This is a genomic window from Sorangium sp. So ce1036, assembly GCF_051369805.1.
In the GTDB taxonomy this organism is placed as follows: domain Bacteria; phylum Myxococcota_A; class Polyangia; order Polyangiales; family Polyangiaceae; genus Sorangium; species Sorangium cellulosum_F.
In genome coordinates this window covers 6,642,158-6,661,793 of record NZ_JBBMOX010000001.1, presented here as the reverse complement: position 1 = coordinate 6,661,793, position 19,636 = coordinate 6,642,158, and the positions used below count along the sequence as shown (strand labels likewise).

Below are 19,636 nucleotides of genomic sequence, written 5' to 3'. Positions count from 1 at the left end.
AAAAAGCGATGAGTACGCAAGCGCAATCGACTCAGATCCAGCAGCTTTCATTGTACGCGGCGGCGGCGGCCACGTGCGCCGATCGGTACGCCAAGGCGTTCTATCCGATGATCAGGGACGCGGACGAGAAGATGGTCTGCTGCGTCCACGGCGCGGAGGACATGGAGCACTACATCTCGGCCGCGGAGGTGCTGCGCGGCCTCGGCGTCGACCTCGGGAGCGTGGTCGATCGGCCGATCTCCGAGCGGGGGCTGTATGGCGCCGACGTCCTGGAGACGACGGCGAGCTGGCCGGAGCGCGCGGCCTTCTCGGCGGTCTTCGAGCGAGCGCTGCTCGCGCAGCTCAGGGAGCTGGCGCGGTCCACCTGCGCGCCGATCGCGAAGATGGCCGGCTCCGCGGTCGCGCGTGAGGAGCGCCACGCCGCGCACGGGCTCGAGCTCCTGCGCAAGGCGTGCGGCGTCGAGGAGGGCCGGGCACAGGCACAGCACGCCGTGAGGCGCATATGGCCTGTGGCGCTCGCGGCGATCGAGGAGGGCGGGCCGCGGCAGGCGTTCGCCGATGCGATGCGCGACGAGCTCGGCGCGCTGGGGCTCGCGGTCCCGGAGTGACAGGCGCGATGGCGCGCGTGGCGATCATCGACGGCGTGAGGACGGGCATCTCGAGGGCCTTTCAGGGCCGCCTCCAGGCCGCGCGTCCGGACGACATGGCGGCCCACTGCATCGACGCGCTGCTCGCGCGCAATCCGCGGCTCGACCCGGCGCGCGTCGACGACTGCGTGATCGGCTGTGCGTTCCCGGAGGGGCCCCAGGGGATGAACCTCGGGCGGAATGCGGCCGTGCTCTCGCGGCTCGGCCTGGGCGTCGCCGGGTTGACGATCAGCCGGTACTGCGCGTCGGGCCTCGACGCGGTAGCTCACGCGGCGAGCTCGATCGCGAGCGGGCAAGCGCAGGTCGTCGTCGCGGGAGGGGCCGAGTCGATCTCGATGACGATGAAGTCCGTGAACGCGTCGAACATCTTCAACCCGGCGATACGCGAGAGGTCGCCCGGCACGTACCTCAACATGAGCTGTGAGGTCCCGACCATCCCCTTCTGGAAGCGGGCTTTCCGCTCGATGGGCGAGACGGCCGAGGTCATCGCGCAGCGCGAGCGGATCACGCGGGAGGAGCAGGACGGCTACGCCTGGCGCAGCCAGATGCGCACGCTGAGCGCGCAGAGGGCCGGCTTGTTCGACGACGAGATCGCCCCGCTGGCCGTCGACGTCGCCGAGCAGCCGGGCGGGCCTGTCGAGCGCGTCGTGGTCGATCGGGACGATTGCACCCGGCCGGACACGACGCCCGAGGTCCTCGCGACCCTTCAACCGGCGTTTCGCCCCGACGGCTCGGTGACGGCGGGCAACGCGGCTCCGGCCGCCGATGGCGCGTCGTGCACTCTCCTCGCGGACGAGGAGGTCGCCCGGCGCGACGGGCTGGAGATCCGCGGCTTCTTCGCGGGCTACGCCACCGTCGGCTGCGAGCCCGAGCTGATGGCCGTCGGCGCCGCGCGCGCGACATCGAAGCTCCTCGCCGCGCGCGGGCTCTCGGTCCGCGACGTCGACCTCTTCGAGATCAACGAGGTGTTCGCCGCGCAGATCCTCTGCTGCATGCGCGCGCTCGAGCTGGACGAGGCGCGGGTCAACGTGAACGGCGGGGCGATCAGCGTCGGTCATCCGTTCGGAATGACGGGCTCGCGGCTCGTCGGCCACGCGGCGCGCGAGCTGCGGCGGCGAGGGGGGCGTCGGGCGGTCGTCGCGATGTGCGTCGGCGGGGGGATCGGGACGGCGGCGCTCATCGAATCCTCGTCGTGAGGAAGTACTATTGGTCTGAGTGACCGATTGGAGAGCAGTGTAATGTCGACAGCCGATCAAGTGATGCAGATCATCGCCGAGCACCTCGAAAAGGACGTCGAGGAGCTCAACCCGGACGCCTTGTTCGTGCAGGACATGGGCGCCGATTCCCTCGATCTCTCCGAGCTCGTGATCGCGTTCGAGCAAACGTTCAACATCCGCGTGCCCCCCGAGCACGCAGCGCAGATCCGCTCTCCGCGCAGCGCGATCGAGTACATCGAGGCGAGGGCGTCAGGGGCTCCCGGAAAGACGGCGTGAGGTGACGATTCCGATGCGTCGCGTGGTGGTCACGGGGATCGGGTGCGTGTCTCCGCTCGGCAACGATGCGGACACCACATTTCAAAGGCTCCTGGAGGGGCAGTCGGGGATCTCGCGCATCACGCGCTTCGATGCGAAGAATCACCAGGCGCAGATCGCGGGCGAGGTCCGCGGGTTCGACGTGGCGCAGTACGTCCCGTCCCGCAAGACGGCGAAGCACATGGACGTCTTCGTCCGGTTCGCGATCGGCGCCGCGGACATGGCCATCAAGAGCAGCGGGCTGGATCTCGCCGCCTGCGATCGCGAGCGCGCCGGCGCGGTGGTCGGCACCGGCGTCGGCGGCCTCCAGGTGATCGAGGCGCAGCAGCGCGTCTTGCTCGAGCGGGGCCCACGCGCGATCAGCCCCTTCTTGATCCCCATGTTCCTCGGCAACCTCGCCCCGGGGCACCTCGCGATCCACTACGGGCTCAAGGGCCCGAACGTCCACCTCTCGACCGCCTGCGCGACGGGGACGCACGCGATCGGAGAGGCGGCGCACGTCATCCTGCGCGGCGACGCGGACGTGATGCTGGCGGGCGGCACGGAGTCCGGGATCACGCCGCTCCTGGTCGCCGGCTTCTGCGCGGCGAACGCGCTCAGCACGAGGAACGATAGCCCCGAGGAGGCCAGCCGTCCGTTCGATCGCGGTCGCGATGGATTCGTGATGGGCGAGGGGGCGGGCATCCTCGTGCTGGAGGAGCTCGAGCACGCGCGCAGGCGCGGCGCCCCGATCCTCGCCGAGCTCGCCGGCTACGGGCTCACCGACGACGCGCACCATATGACCTCGCCGGACGAGAACGGAGACGGCGGCAGGCGCGCCATGCAGGCGGCGCTCGAGCGCGCAAAGGTCAACCCGGAGGACGTCGACTATGTGAACGCGCACGGCACCGCGACGCCGATCGGCGACAAGGTCGAGACAGCGGCGCTCAAGGCGCTCTTCGGCGAGCACGCCACCTCGAGGAAGCTCTGGATCTCGTCGACCAAGTCGATGATCGGCCATCTCCTCGGGGCCGCAGGGGCCGTGGAGGCGATCGTCTGCGTGAAGACGATCATGGAGGGCAAGGTCCACCCGACGATCAACCTGCGCGATCCAGATCCCGAGTGCGATCTCGACTACGTGGCGAACGAGGCGCGCGACCGCGAGGTGCGCCTCGCGCTGTCGAACTCCTTCGGCTTCGGCGGCCACAACGCGAGCCTCCTGTTCCGCTCGTTCGAGGGATGAGTGTGTCGGCGCTGCCCCCGCACATCACCTTCCTGCAGCGCGGGGTGCTGAACAGCAACAGCGTCGTCGTCCACGCGCCCGACGCGTTCCTCCTGTTCGACACGGGCTACTGTACGGGGGTGCCCGCGCTGGAGCGCGCCGTCGCCGAGCAGGCCGGGCGGTCGCTCGCCGAGCTGGCGATGATCGTCAACACCCACGCGCACCCCGACCACACCGGCGGAAATGCTTACTTGCAAGCGCGATCGCGCTGCGAGATCGTGACGAGCGACATCGATCGCATGCTCATCGAGAGCGGGGACCCGGTCACCTTGATGCGCGACTGGGCCGACCTGCAGTGTCCGTCGTTCCAGGTGACGCGCGCTGTCCGCCCCGGCGAGACGCTCGCCTTCGGCGGGGCGGAGTTCGTCGTCATCGACGGCTCGGGCCACGCGGCGGGCGAGGTGAGCTATTACTGCGCGCGGGACAAGCTGCTCATCTGTGGGGATCTCCTGTGGCAGTCGGGGTTCAGCAACGTCGTCCCGCTCGTCGAGGGGATCGGCGGCCTCGCGCGCCACGAGCGCTCGCTCGCCGCGCTGAAGGCGCTCGACGTGGAGATCGCGATCCCTGGTCACGGGCCTCTGCTCGTGGGGCGAGACGCCGTACGGCAGCGCATCGACGACAGCATCGAGACCATCCGGTTCTACCGCGCTCACAGGGATCGCTGGGCGAGCACGGTCCTCAAGTCGTTCGTCATCATGCACGTCCTCGCCGCGGGACGCGCCACGCGTGGCGCGTTCGTCGCGCGCTGCGAGCGCTCGCCGTGGTTCCGCGAGCAGGCTGCGCGCTTCTTCCCCGGCCAGGAGCGCCTCCTCGACGCGCTCGTCGACGATCTGCTCGGCAAGCGGATCCTGCGCGCGGAGCACGACCAGCTCACCTGTGCTCTGGTCGCTTGAGGGATCCGGCGAGGACCGCCTCGGCGTCCCACATCCGCCCGGTCCGGGTCGCCGCGGGGCGAAGGCGGACCGTGTCCATCGGGCGCGGACGGCCCGGCGCCGGGCGAGCCGCCGCACCTCAACCCTCCAGCGGCGTGTCGAGCGCCTGCCGCCGCGAGAGCAGCCGCAGCTTGCTCAGCGCGTTCTCCTCGATCTGCCGGACGCGCTCGCGGCTCACCGAGAACTTCCCCCCGATCTCGGCCAGCGTGTGCGCCTGCTCGCCGTCGAGGCCGAAGCGGAGCCGGAGCACCTCGCGCTCGCGCGGCGTGAGCGAGTCGAGCAGCGTCCGGACCTGTGTGTGCATGCGCCGGTGCACGAGCACCTCGTCCGGCAACGCCTCCTCGCTCGCGAAGAAATCGCCCGCGCGCGCGCCGTCGTCGTCGCCGATCGGGGCGTCCATGTACACGGGCTCCAGCGCGATCTCGCGCAGCATGTGGATCTTCTCCACCGAGAGGCCGCTCCGCTCCGCCACCTCGTCCGGCGCCGCCTCGCGCGCGTGCTCCTGCTCCAGCTCCCGGCGGGCCTGCAGCGCCCTGCGCCGGTTCTCGGCGAGGTGCACCGGCACCTTGATGACCTTGCCCTGATAAAGCAGCGCGCGCGCCAGCGCTTGCTTGATCCACCACGTGGCGTACGTGCTGAACCGGTAACCGCGCCGGTAATCGAACTTGTCCGCCGCCCGGATCAGCCCGAGATTGCCCTCCTGGATGAGATCGAGCAGCGGCACGCCCCGGTGCCGGAGCTGCCGGGCCGCGGCGGCCACGAGGCGCAGGTTCGCCTCCACGAGCTCGGCCCTGGCCTCCGCCGCCGCGCGGGAAGCGCCCATCATCGCCGAGAGCGTCCTTTCGATCGCCGCGCGCTCCCGCCCGGTCGCCCGGGATGCGGCCTCGCAGAGCGCCCGCTCGATGCGCTCCTGGAGGAGCGGCGCCGGGCGCACCTCGGTCAGCCCGGCCGCCAGATCGGCCCGGGCGCGGGCGGCGTCGCGCTCGCCCCGCCGCGGAGGCGGCATCGACCGAGCGAGCCCGAGCAGCCGCGCGAGCCGCACCGACGCCGAGCCGCGGAGCCCGTCGTCGGTGTCCGCGTTCAGCAGCAGATCGTTGAGCTCGACCCGCCCCGCCTGCAGTTCGTCCGCGATCGCCACGAGCTCCCGCAGCGCGACAGGCGACCCGACCCAGGCCTCGATCGCCGCGCGCTCCGCCGCCTCGATCCGGCGGCCGAGCTCCACCTCGAGATCGCGGCTCAGCGGCGCGTTGCCCGAGATCTCCTGGAGGTAGAGCTCGGTCACGTCCTCGGCCGATCGCGCCGACTGCGCAGCTCGCCCGCGAGCTCGCGTGGCGTGCCGGAGCACGGCCGCGCGGCTGAGGCCGGTATCCGGAGAGCGCGCGACGCGATCGTCGGCCGTGTCCGCCATTGGTTCTTCGGTCTCGCTCTCCAGGAGCGAGCTCATGGGCTTCTCCTTCATCATCGTTCACTCCACCATGGTGCCCGCGCCGTGCGCTGAGCCGCCGCGAGGGCTCACCGGAGCGCATGCGCTGGTGCGCTGGGGGGGAGCCTCCACGAGGGCTCACGACCCGATCCGGTCACGCCACGGCAGACGAGAGGGGCGCTCTGCCGGTCTCCGTACAGTAATCACCCGCCGCGTCCGGGGAAGGTCCGCAGCGAGGACGCTCCAGATATCACGTCACAGCAGCACGGCCAGCGGCAGCACGGCGGGGCGCCGCCCCGGCTCGCGGCGGAAGACGCGCCGCACGCCATGGCTGAGCGCGTCCTCCAGCGCCGGCGCCGCCGTGCGCGCCTCCGGGGGCATCGCCGAGAGCGCCTCCCGCGCGCTCGCGACCGCGGCCTCGAAGAGCGGGCCGCCCTCCTCGAGGTGCGCCACGCCGCGCCCCAGGATTTCCGGTCCGCGCAGGATCTCGCCCGTCTTCCGATCCGCCACGACGAGCACCATCAGGAGGCCCTGACCCGAGATCTGCTCGCGCTCGCGCAGCACGAGCTCGGAGACGTCGAGCCCGCCGCGCGCGTCGAGCCACACCCGCCCGCTCGGCACCGGCTCGCCGAGGCGCATGCGGCCGCCCTCCACGACCAGCGCCTCGCCGTCCTCCACGACGAAGACGCCCGACGCGGGCACGCCCATCCGGAGCGCCGTGCGCGCGTGGGCGAGGAGCATCCGGTACTCGCCGTGGATGGGGACGAAATGCTCCGGCCGCACCGCGTCGAGGAGGATCTTCTGCTCCTCGGCCTGGGCGTGGCCGCTCGCGTGGACCGCGTCGAGGGCGCGGTCGATCACGACGGCGCCCCGCTTCGCCAGCCGGTTCACGAGCTGGCCCACCGCGATCTCGTTCCCGGGGATCGCGCGCGACGAGAAGATCACGGTGTCGCCCGGCTCGATCCGCAGCCCGTGGTAGTCGCCCACGGACATGCGCGCGAGGGCGCTGTTCGGCTCGCCCTGCGCGCCCGAGGCGAGCACGACCAGGCGCTCGGGCGGGAGCGCCGCCGCGACGGCATCGTCGATGAGCACGCCGGCGGGCACGCTGAGCAGGCCGAGCTCCTGGGAGATGCGCGCGTTGTTCGCGAGGCTCCGCCCGGCGAGCACGACCTTGCGCCCCATGCCGGCGGCGAGGTCGAGGACGCTCTGGACCCGGTGCACGTTGGAGGCGAAGAGGGCGACGAGGATGCGCCCCTTCGCCTCGCGGAAGCGCCGCACGAACCCCTCGGCCACCGCCGCCTCGCTGACCGACCAGCCCTCGCGCTCGGCGTTGGTGGAGTCGGACAGGAGGGCGACCACGCCGGCGCGGCCGTACTCGGTGAAGCGGCCGAGATCGAGCCGCTCGCCGCCCACCGGGGTGAGGTCGATCTTGTAATCGCCGGTGTGGACGACGAACCCCTCGCCCGTCTCGATGGCGTAGCCGACCGCGTCGGGGATGGAGTGGGTCACGCGGAGCGGCTCGGCCTGGAACGGGCCCACGGCGAAGCTCCGGCGCGGCTCGACCTCGCGGAGCGGCACGTCGATGCCGTGCTCGGCGAGGCGCTCGCGGACCAGCCTGAGCGTGAACCGCGTCCCGTGGACAGGGACGGGGAACTCGCGCAGGAGCGACGGGAGGCCGCCGATGTGATCTTCGTGGCCGTGCGTCACGAGCACCGCGTCGAGCCCGCCCGCCTCGCGCACGTACGTGAGGTCGGGGATCGCGACCTCGACGCCGAGCACCTGGTCGTTGGGGAACATCACGCCGCAGTCGACGAGCACGCGGCGGCCGTCCTCCTCGATGAGCAGGGCGTTCATCCCGACCTCGCCCAGCCCGCCGAGAGGAATGATCCGGACTGCCATGTTGCGCAGCCTAGCACCGCGGATCGCGCGGACAGGCCACACCCCGGGCCGCGGCCCCGCCCGGCGCGCCGCGGCCGTGTCGCGCGCCGCGCCGTGCGACGCGCGCGCCAGGCGATCGAGCGCCCTGCGCGCGGAGGGGATTGGATCCGGCCCAGGAACGCCGTAGCGTGATGAGAGGCTCGTGGCCGACGTCGAGGCAGCTCGGAGGAGTGCGTCGCTGTTCCAGCCGGGCACGCCTGCCCCGTGCGAGCGGCCGGCCAGCGGACACCTGACCCGGGACCTCAGGCCATGACGACGCAGCGCCGGACGATCGCCGTCCTGATCGACAACGTCGTGGGGGACTACCAGTCCGAGCTGCGCGCCGGGGTCGAGCGCGCCGCCGAGGCGCACGACGTCAACCTCCTGACCGTCTTCGGCGACGCGCTCGAGCGCCCTGACGCGGACCAGCCCGCCCAGCGCAGCCTCTATCACCTCCTCGGCCCGGAGACGATCGACGGCGTCGTCGTCGCCTCGGCGACCCTCTGCCAGCACGCCGGGATCGACGACGTCCGGGAGTTCTGCCGGTCGTTCGCGCCGCTGCCCGTCTGCAGCATCGGCATGGCCATCGACGGCGTCCCGAGCCTCATGGTCGACAACGGGCTCGGGATCGAGCTCTCGGTCGCGCACATGGCCGACGATCACGGGTGCCGGCGCATCGCGTACATCGGCGGGCCGGAGAACCACGAGGAGGCGAGGCTGCGCGCCGGCGCGTACTGGAGGGCGCTCGCGGCGCGGTCGCTCCCGCGCGACGGGCGCCTCTTCGCCCACGGCGCGTTCACGATCAACACCGGGCGCGGCGCCATGCGCGAGATCCTCTCGCGCGGGGTCGAGCCCGACGCGGTCGTCGCCGCCAACGACAGGATGGCCCTCGGGGCGATCGAGGTGCTCGAGGCGCACGGGCTCCGCGTCTCGAGGGACGTCCTCGTGAGCGGCTTCGATGACGTCGGCATCGCGCGCTTCACGAAGCCGTCGCTGACCACCGTCCGCCAGCCGATCAAGCGGCTCGGGGCGCTCGCCGTGAAGACGCTCCTGCGCATGATCGACGGCGAGGCGGTCGAGGCGACGCGGCACGTGCAGGTCGAGCTCACGCGGCGCGAGTCCTGCGGCTGCGGGCGCCACGCGGGCGAGGCGCTGGCGTCTCCGGGCGGGGCGGCGCCGGGCGGCCCGCGCTCGGTCGAGGCCCACCGCGCGGCGCTGGAGCGCGCGCTGGAGCGGAGCGTGGTGATCCCGGCCGGCGCGCTCGACGGCTGGGCAGGCGAGCTGGTCCGCGCGCTCGACGCGGAGCTCGCCGGGGAGCGCGGCCGCTTCCTCTCGGCGCTCCAGGAGCTCCTCGACGCCGCGCGGCGCGAGGGCGCGCTCCTCGACCAGTTCCAGGCTGCGATCTCGGTGCTGCGCGCGTGGCTCCGCCGGCCGCCCGAGGACGGCGGGGACGCCGCCGCCCGGAGCGAGGCGCTGGAGGCGCTCTGGCACGCGTCGCGCATCCTGATCGCGGGCGCGGCCGTGCACGCCGAGGGGGTGCAGCGGCTGGACGTGGAGCTCGCCGCGGTCGACGTCACCTACGGCGTGCGGGAGTTCGCGGCGTGCCTGAGCCTGCCCGTGCTCAAGGACCTGCTCGCCACGGAGCTGCCGAGGATGCAGTTCTCGCGGGTCGCCGTGTCGCTCTACGACGACGCGCACGGCGCGCGGCGCGCCACGATGAGGCCGCTGTTCCTGATGGAGGACGGCCGCGAGGTGGAGGCGCAGCCCGCGCCCTTCCCGGCGCGGCTGCTCGCGCCCCCGGGGTTCTTCGGCTCCCCGACGCGCGCGAGCTTCATCGTGTTCCCCGTCGCGTTCGGCGAGGTGGAGAAGTTCGGCGTCGCGGTGCTCGACGACCGGGCGAACGCGATGATCTACGACGTGCTGCGCCTGCAGCTCGGCTCCGCGATCAAGGCGGCGGCGCTGCACCGGGCGATCGTGCGCGAGGTGGCGCTGCGCGAGCGGCTGGAGCAGGAGCGGGTCCGGGAGGAGAGCCGCGTCGCGGCGCGCATCCAGACCACGCTGGTGCCGAAGGCGCTCCACGTCGACGGGCTCGAGCTCTGCGCGGTCATGAAGCCGGCCGCCGAGGTCGGCGGCGACTACTACGACGTCATCGCGACGCCCGACGGCGGGTGGCTCGGGATCGGCGACGTGGCGGGGCACGGCCTCGCGGCGGGCCTCGTCATGCTGATGATCCAGAGCATGATCTCGGTGCTGGCGTGCAGCGAGCTGACCGCGAGCCCGGCGAAGGTCGTCTCCGCGCTCAACAGGGCGCTGTACAAGAACGTCCGCGATCGCCTGGCGCGCGACGAGCACGCGACGCTGGTCCTGCTCCGGTACGAGCGTGACGGGCGGGTGACGTTCGCCGGCGCGCACGACGACATCATCGTGTGCTCCGCGCGCACCCGGCGCTGCGTGTGCATCCCGAGCACCGGCGTCTGGATCGGCGCGCTGCCCGTCATCGACGCGATGACGCGAGACTCCGAGTTCTTCCTGGAGGACGGGGACGTCCTCGTGCTCTACAGCGACGGGGTGACCGAGGCGCGCAACGCCCACCACGAGCAGTTCGGGCTGGAGCGGCTCTGCGCCGCGATCGAGGCCGTCCAGTCGGCGCCGGCCGACGCCATCTGCGACCGGATCCTGGGCGAGGTCGCGAGCTGGTCCTCGAGCACGGACGACGACATCACGGTCGTCGTGGCGCGGTACCGCGCGCCCGGTCGATAGAGCGGCGCCTGTGTATCCTTTCGCCGCGAGGCTCATGCCTCGTCGGAGGGCGCGGCGGCGGGGCCGGGCTCCTCCGTGTCGCGCAGGCCGTAATCGCGCCTGGCCTGCTCCAGGGTGATGTAGCCGCAGCGCAGGTCGTCGAGCACGCGCGCGCGGCTGCGCCGCGCGGGATCGCCGTGCCCGCCGCCCGTGCCCGTGCGGAGCCGGCAGAGCTCACCGCGCTGGAGGAGGTGACGGGCGCACTTGCCCAGCGCGAACCGGCGGCCGTCCTCGTGCACGAGCTCCACGATGTTGGGCGAGCCCTGCTGTCCGCCGTTCAGCCCCCACGGCGCGAACCGGTGCCGGCCGAAGGTCGCCGTGACCCGCGCCCACGCCGACGTGACGCGGTAATCGCGCACGAGGCCCCGACCGCCGCGGTGCTCGCCGGCCCCGCCGTCGACGATATCCAGGGCGTACTGCTCGACGCGGACCCCGTACCGCGTCTCGCAGATCTCCACGGGGATCATGTAGGTCTCGCCGTCGCCCGCGCAGACAAGCCCGTTCTCGCCGTCCTTGTCCGCGCCCGCCCCCCAGCCGCCCGCCTGCGGCTCCACGAGGAGATACGGAGTCCCATCGTCGGGGTGGATTCCATGGATGAGCGTGCCGCAGACGGACAGGAAGTGTCCTGCGGTCAGGCGGCGCGGGACGAGCGGCGCCATGGCCTTGCAGACGAGGTCGGTCGCGTACTGCGCGGTCTCCCAGTAGGTGGAGACCGGGGCCGGCCTCTCCGCGGTGAAGATCGTCCCCGGAGGGCAGATGACGTGGACCGGCCGGAACACGCCCTCGTTGGACGGGAGCAGGGGATCGGTGATCGCCTTCCAGGCCTGGCGCACCGCCGAGCACAGGCTGGTGCGGCCGCAGTTGATCGGCCCCGGCACCTGGGCGGCCGTCCCCGTGAAGTCGCAGACGAAGCGGTCGTCGAGGGTGATCTTCACCCGCACCTCGAACGGGCCGTTGCCGACGCCGTCGTCGTCGACGAAGTCGGTCGCCTCGTAGGTCCCGCGCGGGAGCCTCGCGAGCTCCAGGCGCGCCCTGCGCTCTCCCTCGTCGAGGAGCTCCTCCATGGCGCAGCGCACGGTGGTCTTGCCGAACTTGCGGAGGACGCGGTGGAGCGCGCGCTCGCCCACGCGCAGCGCGCCCACGCAGGCGTGGAGATCGCCGAGCGTCGCGTCGGGCGTGCGGACGTTGGCCCGGATGAGCTCGAGGAGCCCCTCGTCGGGCCGGCCCGCCCTGAAGAGCTTGATGCCCGGGAACTGGAGGCCTTCCTGGAACACGTCGGTCGCGTCGGTGGTCCAGGAGCCGGGATCCTTGCCGCCCACCTCGGTCCAGTGCGCCTTGTCGACGGCGAACGCGACGAGCTCGCCCTCGTGGAAGATCGGCAGGATCAGCGCGACGTCGGAGAGGTGCGTGCCGCCGCCCACGTAGGGATCGTTCAGGATGACGATATCGCCGCTCGCGAGGCGCTCTCTCCCCATCTTGTCGAGGACGTGGGCGACGCCGAAGCCCAGGGCGCTGATGAAGTCGGCGACCCCGTTGCCCTGGGAGAGGAGGTTTCCGCGCGCGTCCGTGAGCCCGGTCGCGTAGTCGAGGACCTCGTAGATGATCGGGCTCATGGCGGCGCGCTTTAGCGCGTGAAACATCTCGTCGCCCGCGGCGATGAGCTCGTTCTTGATGATCTCCAGCGTGAAGGGGTCGATCCGAGCCTCTCGGCTCATGGTGGGCTCCTCGGCAAGGGGGCGTGGGGGCGTGGCGCGGTTCACCCGGCGGAGGGCACGTCGATGAGGAGGCTGCCCTGCTCGTGCACCGTGAGGCGATCTCCCGGGTAGAGGACGGTCGAGGCGGCCGGCTCCTCGACGACGGCCGGCCCCGCGACGCGCATGCCGGGCCGCAGGCGAGCGCGCTCGTAAAGGGGGCTGTCCAGGATCCCGAGATCGTCGAAATCGACGATGCGAGCGCCCTTGCGGGCGGGCGCGGGATCCGGAGGCGCGCGCTCGAGCCGCGGAGGGCGCGGCCTGTCCACGGCGCCGAGGGCCGCGACGTGGAGGCTCACGATCTCGACCGCGGCCCCCAGGCGGAACGTGGTGCGCTGCTCGTGGAGCGCGTGGAAGCGCTCGACGATCTCCGCCATCGCCCCGCTGTCCAGCGCGCCGCCGGGGAGGGGGATCTTGACGGTGTGCTCCTGGCCGACATAGCGCATCTCCGCGTGGCGGCGCGCGGAGACGCGGCCGGGGTCGATCCCTCCCCGGGAGACGCGCGCGGCGACCTCGAGCTCGGTCTCGCGGAGGAGCGCCGCGAGCGCCGCGGCCGAGGTCGGCTCGGCGCGCACCATCACGGTCCGCACGAGATCGGCCCGCAGATCGGCCATGAGCATGCCCCAGGCCGAGAAATGCGCCGGCGCGACCGGGACGACGACCCGCCGGATGCGCAGGCTGCGCGCCAGCGCCGACGCGTGCATCGGGCCGCCGCCCCCGAAGGCGACGAGCGTGAACTCCCGCGGATCGAACCCGCGGCGGAGGGACACGAGCCGGAGCAGGCTCTCCATGGTGGCGTGGGCCAGCCGGAGGATCCCGCGGGCGGCCTCGGCCTCGGTGAGGGCGAGGGGCGCGGCGATGCGGCCGATGGCCCTCCGGGCGGCCTGCACGTCGAGCGGGATGGTGCCGCCGAGGAAGTACGCCGGGTTGATCCGGCCGCACAGGAGGCTCGCGTCCGTGGTGGTCGGCTCCTCGCCGCCGCGGCCGTAGCAGGCCGGCCCGGGCGCCGCGCCGGCCGACCGCGGGCCGACCTCCAGCCGTCCGGCCGCGTCGATCCGGGCGATCGAGCCGCCGCCGGCGCCGATCTCCGCGAGGTCGATCACCGGGATCATGACGGGGTATCCGGGGGACGTCGGGGTCCACTCCACCTTGTACTCGGTGGTGACGCGCGCCTCGCCGCCCTGGAGCACGGCGCTCTTGGCCGTCGTGCCCCCGATATCGAGGGAGATGAGGTCGCGCTCTCCGAGGAGCTGCCCGAGCGCGACGGCGCCGAGGACGCTGCCGGCCGGCCCGGACTCGACGAGGCGGATGGGCGCGGCGCGCGCCTCGGCGAGGGGGGTGATGCCGCCGCTCGACTGCATGACATGGAGCGCGGGGCCCGGCGCGCCGCGCTCGGTCAGGCTGCGCTCCAGGAGGCGGAGGTACGAGCCGGCGAGCGGCTGGACGTACGCGTTCAGCACGGTGGTGCTGGTGCGCTCGTACTCGCGCCACTCCCGGGTGATCTCGGAGGACGCGCTCACGGGCGCTCCGGGGGCCTCTGCCCGGGCGAGCTCGGCGGCGCGGCGCTCGTGGGCCGGGTTCCGGTAGGCGTGGAGGAAGCAGACGGCGATCGCGCGGGCGCCCTTGTCGAGGAGCGCGCGCACGCCGCGCCGCACGCCGTCCTCGTCGAGCGGCGTGAGCACCTCGCCCTTGTGGCTCATCCGCTCGGTGACTTCGAGGCGGAGATCGCGGGGGACGAACGGCGCGGGTTTGCGGAAGGCGAAGTTGTAGATGTCCGGCCGGTTGGCGCGGCCTATCTCCAGCACGTCGCGGAAGCCCCGCGTCGTGAGCAGCCCGGTGCGGGCGCCCGTGCGCTCGGTGAGGGCGTTGATGATCAGGGTGGTGCCGTGGATGAAATAGCGTATCCGGGCGGCCTCCACCTGCGCTGAATCGAGGGTCTGGAGGACACCGCGCGTGAGGGCGTCCGGCGTGGTGGGGACCTTGGCCAGCGAGAGCTCCCCGGTCTCCTCGTCGAGGGCGACGAGGTCGGTGAACGTCCCGCCGATGTCGCTGGCAACACGCATGAGCATGCCTTCCTGGGCGGGCCGGCGGCCCGATCCGGGGCAGGGGGGCGGCGGCAGCGCCGCCTCGCTGGCGCGCCGCGGCCGGGGTGCCGTGGCAGCGCGGCCGTTCCGGGTCGGGGCGATCCGTGGGCCCCGGGCGCGCCTGCGTCAATGGCGGTCGCCGGGGCGCGCCGGGGGGCGGCCGGCCGCCGCTCCGGGGCTGGGTGCCGAGCGGCAGGTGTCGAGCGGCGCGTGGCGCTTCGCCCGGCGCTCGGAGAGCGCGCTGCGCTCCGCGAGAGGCTCGCCTCGGCGAGGCTGCCGGCGTGTGACGACGCTGCCGGCGAGCAGCGGCTGACGATTCCGAGATCGTCGCGCTCCGGTCCCCGGAAGTAAGGAGTGGAGGATGGCGCGACCCGCGTGCGGGGTGGCGCAACGCACGATGCGCACACGTTTTGATCAGCTCAGCAAGGCGCTGCTGGAAGATACCTTGGCCGTGGGTGGCCGACTCGTGCCCGAGAAGGAGGTGGCCAGTGAGGTTCAAAGCATCGATGGGTGGTTCGTCCCGGACCCGGGCCGTCGCGGCGCGCTCTCGGGGCGCGGCCTGCTCGGCCGGATGGTGCTCGACGCGTCCGGCTTGCTGGAGGCGTTCCACGAGCCGCCGGACATCGACGAGGTCCGGGCCTGCGTTCACAAGCAGCTGACCGTCGACCTGCAGCAACTGCGGGCCACTCCTCGGGGCGTTGCGGCGCCGCGACCGCCATTTCCGTCGCTATGGATCATCTCGGCGGGCAGGCCGGAGCGTGTGCTGGCGGCGTATCAGTTCATCCGGCTGGCCGGCTGGCCGCCGGGCTTCTGGGGGCGCTGCGAGGCGGACGCGGTCGGCTTGGTGGTCGTCCGCGACCTGCCGCCCGGGCGCGACACGCTGATGTTGCGGCTGATGGGCCGCGGGGCGGTGCAGACGGCGGCGATCGCGGAGCTGATGCAGTTGCCCGAGGACGCCTGGGAGCGCAGGGTGGCGGTCGAGCACCTGGTTGCGTTCCGTTTCAAGCTACCCCAAGATGGGTCCCACGAGGACCGGGAGTACATGATGAGCACCGAGAACCTCTATGAAACGTGGCGAGAGCGCTTCCGCGAAGAGTGCCGGAAGCTCGGCCTGGATGAAGGGCTCAAGCAGGGCCTGGACGAAGGGCTGAAGCGGGGCCTGGACGAAGGGCTGAAGCGGGGCCTGAATGAAGCGCGCAAGCAGGGCCTTCGTGAGGTCTACGAGGCGCGCTTCGGCCCGATGCCCGCGAACCTGGTCGCGATCCTCGAAGCGACCGACGACGAAGCCCGGCTGAAGTCATGGAACGTCCTGGCCGCCGTCGGCTCCGCCGAGGAGTTCGCTGCCGCACTGGCGGCCGGTAGCAACAACGGCGGCTGAGCCGCGCCGCACCCCACCTCCCAGCCCTGACGTCGTTGCCGGAGGGCCGACGATTCCTGAACGATCCTCCGTACGACCCCGTAATTCGAAGCGGGTGACCTCACCTCAGCCTGCGTGTCCGCTCGCGCGGGGGGGCCCGCAGGATGGGCTCTGAACAACCCTGACGGGACGGAAGTCAGCGTTCGCCTGGACCCCGAGCCGGCGTCCGCGAGCCCCTCGGCCACCGCCTCACCTGGCGGCCGCCACCCCCGCCGCCGCCTCCGCCACCCGTCCTGCCGCGCAGATCCCCGAGATCCTGCGCATCCCCGCCTGGCACGCCGTTCGCGAAAGAGCCCCGGCATGCAGGCCACGGCGCTCACGTTCTCTCTGCTCGGACTCGACGCGCACCCGATCCGCGTGGAGGTCGACTCGGGTCGCGGCCCGTCGTTCTTCCAGATGGTGGGCCTCGCCGAGGCGAGCGTCCGCGAGAGCCGCGTGCGCGTTCGCGCGGCGCTCCAGCAACTGGGCGTCGAGCTCGACGAATACGTGATCACCGTGAACCTCGCCCCGGCGGACCTGAAGAAGAGCGGCGGCGCTTACGACCTCGCGATCGCGATCGCCGCGCTCGCGGCGCTCGGCAAGATCCCCGCCGAGGGGCTCGATCGGACAGGCCTGCTCGGCGAGCTCTCCCTGAGCGGCGCGGTGCGCCCGGTCCGCGGCGTCCTGCCCGCGCTGCGCGGCGCGGCGGCGCTTGGGATCGCCCGCGCGATCGTGCCTCAGGGCAACGCGCGAGAGGCGGCGAGCGTCCCCGGCATCGACGTGCTCATCGCGGAGCACCTCGGCCAGGTCATCGCCCACCTGCGCGGCGACAGGCCCCTCCCCGGCGCCGGCTCGGTCTCGACGACGCCGGTCGAGCCGAGCGCCGCGGCGGTCGATCTCGCCGAGGTGCGCGGCCAGCACGGGGCGCGCCGCGCCCTCGAGATCGCGGCGGCGGGCGCGCACAACCTGATCATGATGGGCCCGCCCGGCAGCGGCAAGACGATGCTCGCTCGCCGACTGCCCACGATCATGCCGCCGATGTCCTACGAAGAGGCGCTGGACATCACCGCGATCCACTCGGTCGCCGGCCTGCTCTCTCCGGACAGGGGCCTCGTCACGACCCGCCCCTTCCGCGCCCCGCACCACACGGTGAGCTCCGCGGGCCTGGTCGGCGGCGGCGATCCGATCCGCCCCGGCGAGGTCTCGCTGGCCCACCATGGCTGCCTGTTCCTCGACGAGCTCCTCGAGTTCCGCCGCGGGGTCCTCGAGGCGCTGCGCGAGCCGCTCGAGGAGGGCACCGTCGCCCTCTGCCGCGCCCGCGCCCGCGTCGTCTTCCCCGCGCGCCCGATCCTGGTCGCCGCCATCAACCCCTGTCCGTGCGGCTTCCACGGCGATCGACGGGACCGTTGCGTCTGCTCCGTCGACCGCGTGCGCGCCTACCGCGCGCGGCTGAGCGGCCCGCTGCTCGATCGCATCGATCTCCAGATCGCGCTCCCCCCGGTGGATGTCGCCCACCTCTGCGCGCCGGAGAGCGCGCCGCGCGACGGCCGGTCGCCGCGCGAGGCGGCCCACGCCCCCGAGAGCTCGGCGGCGGTGCGGGCGCGCGTGGTCGCGGCGCGGGCCGCGCAGCGGGCGCGCCGCGAGGCGGGGGAGGTCGCGGTGGCGCACAACGCCGGGCTCGGCCCGCGCGAGCTGGCGCGCGTCGCCATGCCCGACGCCTCGGGCGCGCGCGTGCTCTCGTCGGCGGTGGAGCGGCTCGGCCTCTCGGCGCGCGCCTACACCAAGGTACTTCGGGTCGCGCGCACGCTCGCCGACATGGACGGGAGCGACGCGGTGCGGGCGGCGCACGTGGCCGAGGCGATCGGAGCGCGGCTGTTCGATCGCGAAGCAGGCTCCGGCCCGCCGCCCGCGGCGGCCGCGGGCGCCTGAACCCGCGCCGCGCGCTCAAGGACGTTGCGCCCGGGGAGCCCCGGGCGTGATCGCGGCCGCCCCGACGGCCGCGCTGAATGGCTGTCCGCGCGCTCGGGGGCGCGCACCGAAGACACGCAAGAGAAGCAGCTTCGACAAGGGAGATATCGAGATGATGATCGAGATGGCCGAGAAGCTCCGCACCGTCAAGACCGTGGTGGGCACCATCGAGAAGCAGTTCGGGAAAGGGGCGATCATGTCGCTGAACGAGGACGCCGAGGCTCGAGACATTGGCCTGATCCGGACCGGCTCGCTGTCGCTCGACGCGGCCCTCGGGATCGGCGGCTATCCGCGCGGGCGCATCGTGGAGATCTACGGGCCCGAGTCGTCGGGGAAGACCACCCTCACGCTGCACGCCATGCGCGAGGCGCAGCGGGCGGGGGGCGTCGCCGCGTTCATCGACGCCGAGCACGCGTTCGACGTCACGTACGCGCGGTCCATCGGCGTCGACATCGACCGGCTGCTCGTCTCGCAGCCGGACAACGGCGAGCAGGCGCTGGAGATCGTCGAGATGCTCGCGCGCTCCAGCGCCGTCGACGTCATCGTCGTCGACTCGGTCGCGGCGCTGACGCCCAAGGCCGAGATCGAGGGGGACATGGGCGAGTCGCACATGGGCCTGCAGGCGCGGCTGATGAGCCAGGCGCTCCGCAAGCTCACGGGGATATGCCATCGCACGGACACGACGCTCATCTTCATCAACCAGCTCCGGCAGAAGATCGGCGTGGTCTTCGGCAACCCCGAGGTGACGACCGGCGGCAACGCGCTCAAGTTCTACGCGAGCGTGCGGCTCGACGTGCGCCGGATCGGGCCGGTGAAGGTGAGCGACGAGGCGATAGGCTCGCGGACGCGCGTCAAGGTGGTGAAGAACAAGATGGCCCCGCCGTTCCGAGAGGCCGAGTTCGACATCCGCTGGGGCGCGGGCATCGACGGCGCGGCGGACCTCATCGACTTCGCCTGCCAGCTCGGCGTGGTGGAGAAGAGCGGCGCGCACCTGTCGTTCGGGGGCGAGCACATCGGGCAGGGGAGGGAGCGCGCCCGCGAGGCGCTGCTCGGCAAGCCGGCCCTCGCCACGTCGCTGCGCGCCGCGGTCGACGCGGCGACGCCGGCGCGGCCCGGCGCGAGCGCGGCGATGGATGCCTGAGCCGGGGCGGCGGCGGGCCCGGCGGCCCGGCGCCGCCGGGGCCGCGCCTCGCCTTGAGCGATGAGCCCGCGCCTCGCCTTCAGCGATGAATCCGCGCCTCGCGGGGCAGGGCGAGGCGCGGCACGGAACACGACGGACACGACCGCGGCGACGGAGGACGGGGGTCGACGCCGCGGCTGACGACATCACACGACGACCGAGCCACATACCTGGAGCACATCATGAACGAGGGACTGAACAAGGTGATTCTCATGGGCAATCTCGGCGCGGATCCGGAGCTGCGCTACACCGGGAACGGCACGCCGGTGCTTCACATGCGCATGGCGACGAACGAGTCGTTCCTTGACAAGAACAAGGAGCCCAAGGAGCGCACCGAGTGGCACAACATCGTGTTCTGGGGCCCGCGCGCCGAGGCGCTCGCGAAGGTCCTGACCAAGGGCGACGGCGTGCTCATCGAGGGCGGGCTGCACACGTCGAGCTACGACAAGGACGGCATCCGGCGCTACCGCACCGAGGTGATCGCGCGGGACCTGCGCTTCACCGGGCGCCGGCCGGTGGGGCAGGCGCTGCCGGGGCCGGACGACGACGGCGAGCCGACGCAGCCCGGGGCCGGGGTGGCGACGACCGCGCGGCTCGGGAAGAACGGCGCGCGGGGGCGGCCGCCGGAGGTGCCTGTGCTGGATGAGCTGCCGTACTGAGCGCAGCCGGAGGGACGCCGCGGGGCGGCGGCCTCGAGCCGCCTCGCGGCGCGCCGTGCATGCAATGCTCGAGTGCGTGACGGTATC

General features: G+C 72.8%; 14 protein-coding genes. 10 read left to right on the top strand and 4 right to left on the bottom strand.

Features of this window, described 5'->3' with window-relative positions; translation table 11 throughout:
* Positions 1-8: 8 nt before the first annotated feature.
* From WMF31_RS25000 to WMF31_RS24980, 5 genes are read left to right on the top strand one after another with little or no spacing between them, the layout of a single operon-like run.
* Entirely contained in the window at positions 9-608 is a 600-nt protein-coding gene (locus WMF31_RS25000) for a Phenylacetic acid catabolic protein (RefSeq protein WP_436604349.1), read from the top strand.
* A gap of 8 nt (positions 609-616) precedes the next feature.
* Positions 617-1,843, top strand: coding sequence for a thiolase family protein (locus WMF31_RS24995; protein ID WP_436606595.1), 1,227 nt, complete (start codon positions 617-619; stop codon positions 1,841-1,843).
* Between the two features lie 42 nt (positions 1,844-1,885).
* A complete protein-coding gene (gene acpP / locus WMF31_RS24990; protein ID WP_436604348.1) occupies positions 1,886-2,140 on the top strand; it encodes an acyl carrier protein in 255 nt (84 codons plus the stop codon).
* 13 nt (positions 2,141-2,153) lie between these two features.
* Positions 2,154-3,401 (top strand): beta-ketoacyl-ACP synthase II, encoded by a 1,248-nt coding sequence (fabF, locus tag WMF31_RS24985; RefSeq protein ID WP_436604347.1) that lies wholly within the window; start codon positions 2,154-2,156, stop codon positions 3,399-3,401.
* Positions 3,402-3,403: 2 nt separating this feature from the next.
* A complete protein-coding gene (locus tag WMF31_RS24980) occupies positions 3,404-4,333 on the top strand; it encodes an MBL fold metallo-hydrolase (RefSeq protein ID WP_436604346.1) in 930 nt (309 codons plus the stop codon).
* A gap of 118 nt (positions 4,334-4,451) precedes the next feature.
* Here WMF31_RS24980 and WMF31_RS24975 read toward each other — a convergent pair whose 3' ends face one another.
* Together WMF31_RS24975 and WMF31_RS24970 are read right to left on the bottom strand one after the other, a co-directional pair.
* Positions 4,452-5,834, bottom strand: coding sequence for a sigma-70 family RNA polymerase sigma factor (locus WMF31_RS24975; RefSeq protein ID WP_436604345.1), 1,383 nt, complete (start codon positions 5,832-5,834; stop codon positions 4,452-4,454).
* A 216-nt stretch (positions 5,835-6,050) separates the two neighbouring features.
* Positions 6,051-7,694, bottom strand: coding sequence for a ribonuclease J (locus WMF31_RS24970; protein WP_436604344.1), 1,644 nt, complete (start codon positions 7,692-7,694; stop codon positions 6,051-6,053).
* Between the two features lie 288 nt (positions 7,695-7,982).
* Between WMF31_RS24970 and WMF31_RS24965 the strand changes: the two genes are divergently transcribed.
* Entirely contained in the window at positions 7,983-10,472 is a 2,490-nt protein-coding gene (locus WMF31_RS24965) for a SpoIIE family protein phosphatase (RefSeq protein WP_436604343.1), read from the top strand.
* A gap of 32 nt (positions 10,473-10,504) precedes the next feature.
* Here WMF31_RS24965 and WMF31_RS24960 read toward each other — a convergent pair whose 3' ends face one another.
* Positions 10,505-12,226 carry a hydantoinase B/oxoprolinase family protein gene (locus WMF31_RS24960; RefSeq protein WP_436604342.1) on the bottom strand — a complete coding sequence of 574 codons (1,722 nt, stop codon included), beginning with the start codon at positions 12,224-12,226 and terminating at the stop codon, positions 10,505-10,507.
* Positions 12,227-12,267: 41 nt separating this feature from the next.
* Entirely contained in the window at positions 12,268-14,325 is a 2,058-nt protein-coding gene (locus WMF31_RS24955) for a hydantoinase/oxoprolinase family protein (RefSeq protein WP_436604341.1), read from the bottom strand.
* A 382-nt stretch (positions 14,326-14,707) separates the two neighbouring features.
* Here WMF31_RS24955 and WMF31_RS24950 point away from each other — a divergent pair, with 382 nt between their 5' ends.
* The 4 genes from WMF31_RS24950 to WMF31_RS24935 all read left to right on the top strand — a co-directional run bounded on the left by WMF31_RS24950 (position 14,708) and on the right by WMF31_RS24935 (position 19,549).
* On the top strand, positions 14,708-15,724 hold the full coding sequence (locus WMF31_RS24950) for a hypothetical protein (protein ID WP_436604340.1): 1,017 nt from the start codon (positions 14,708-14,710) through the stop codon (positions 15,722-15,724).
* A gap of 339 nt (positions 15,725-16,063) precedes the next feature.
* Positions 16,064-17,671: a YifB family Mg chelatase-like AAA ATPase gene (locus tag WMF31_RS24945; RefSeq protein WP_436604339.1), complete on the top strand. Its 1,608-nt coding sequence runs from the start codon at positions 16,064-16,066 to the stop codon at positions 17,669-17,671.
* Positions 17,672-17,822: 151 nt separating this feature from the next.
* The gene (gene recA, locus WMF31_RS24940; RefSeq protein ID WP_436604338.1) at positions 17,823-18,851 is read left to right on the top strand and encodes a recombinase RecA; all 1,029 of its coding nucleotides are present in this window, start codon (positions 17,823-17,825) and stop codon (positions 18,849-18,851) included.
* 221 nt (positions 18,852-19,072) lie between these two features.
* Entirely contained in the window at positions 19,073-19,549 is a 477-nt protein-coding gene (locus WMF31_RS24935) for a single-stranded DNA-binding protein (protein WP_129347134.1), read from the top strand.
* Positions 19,550-19,636 lie beyond the last annotated feature (87 nt).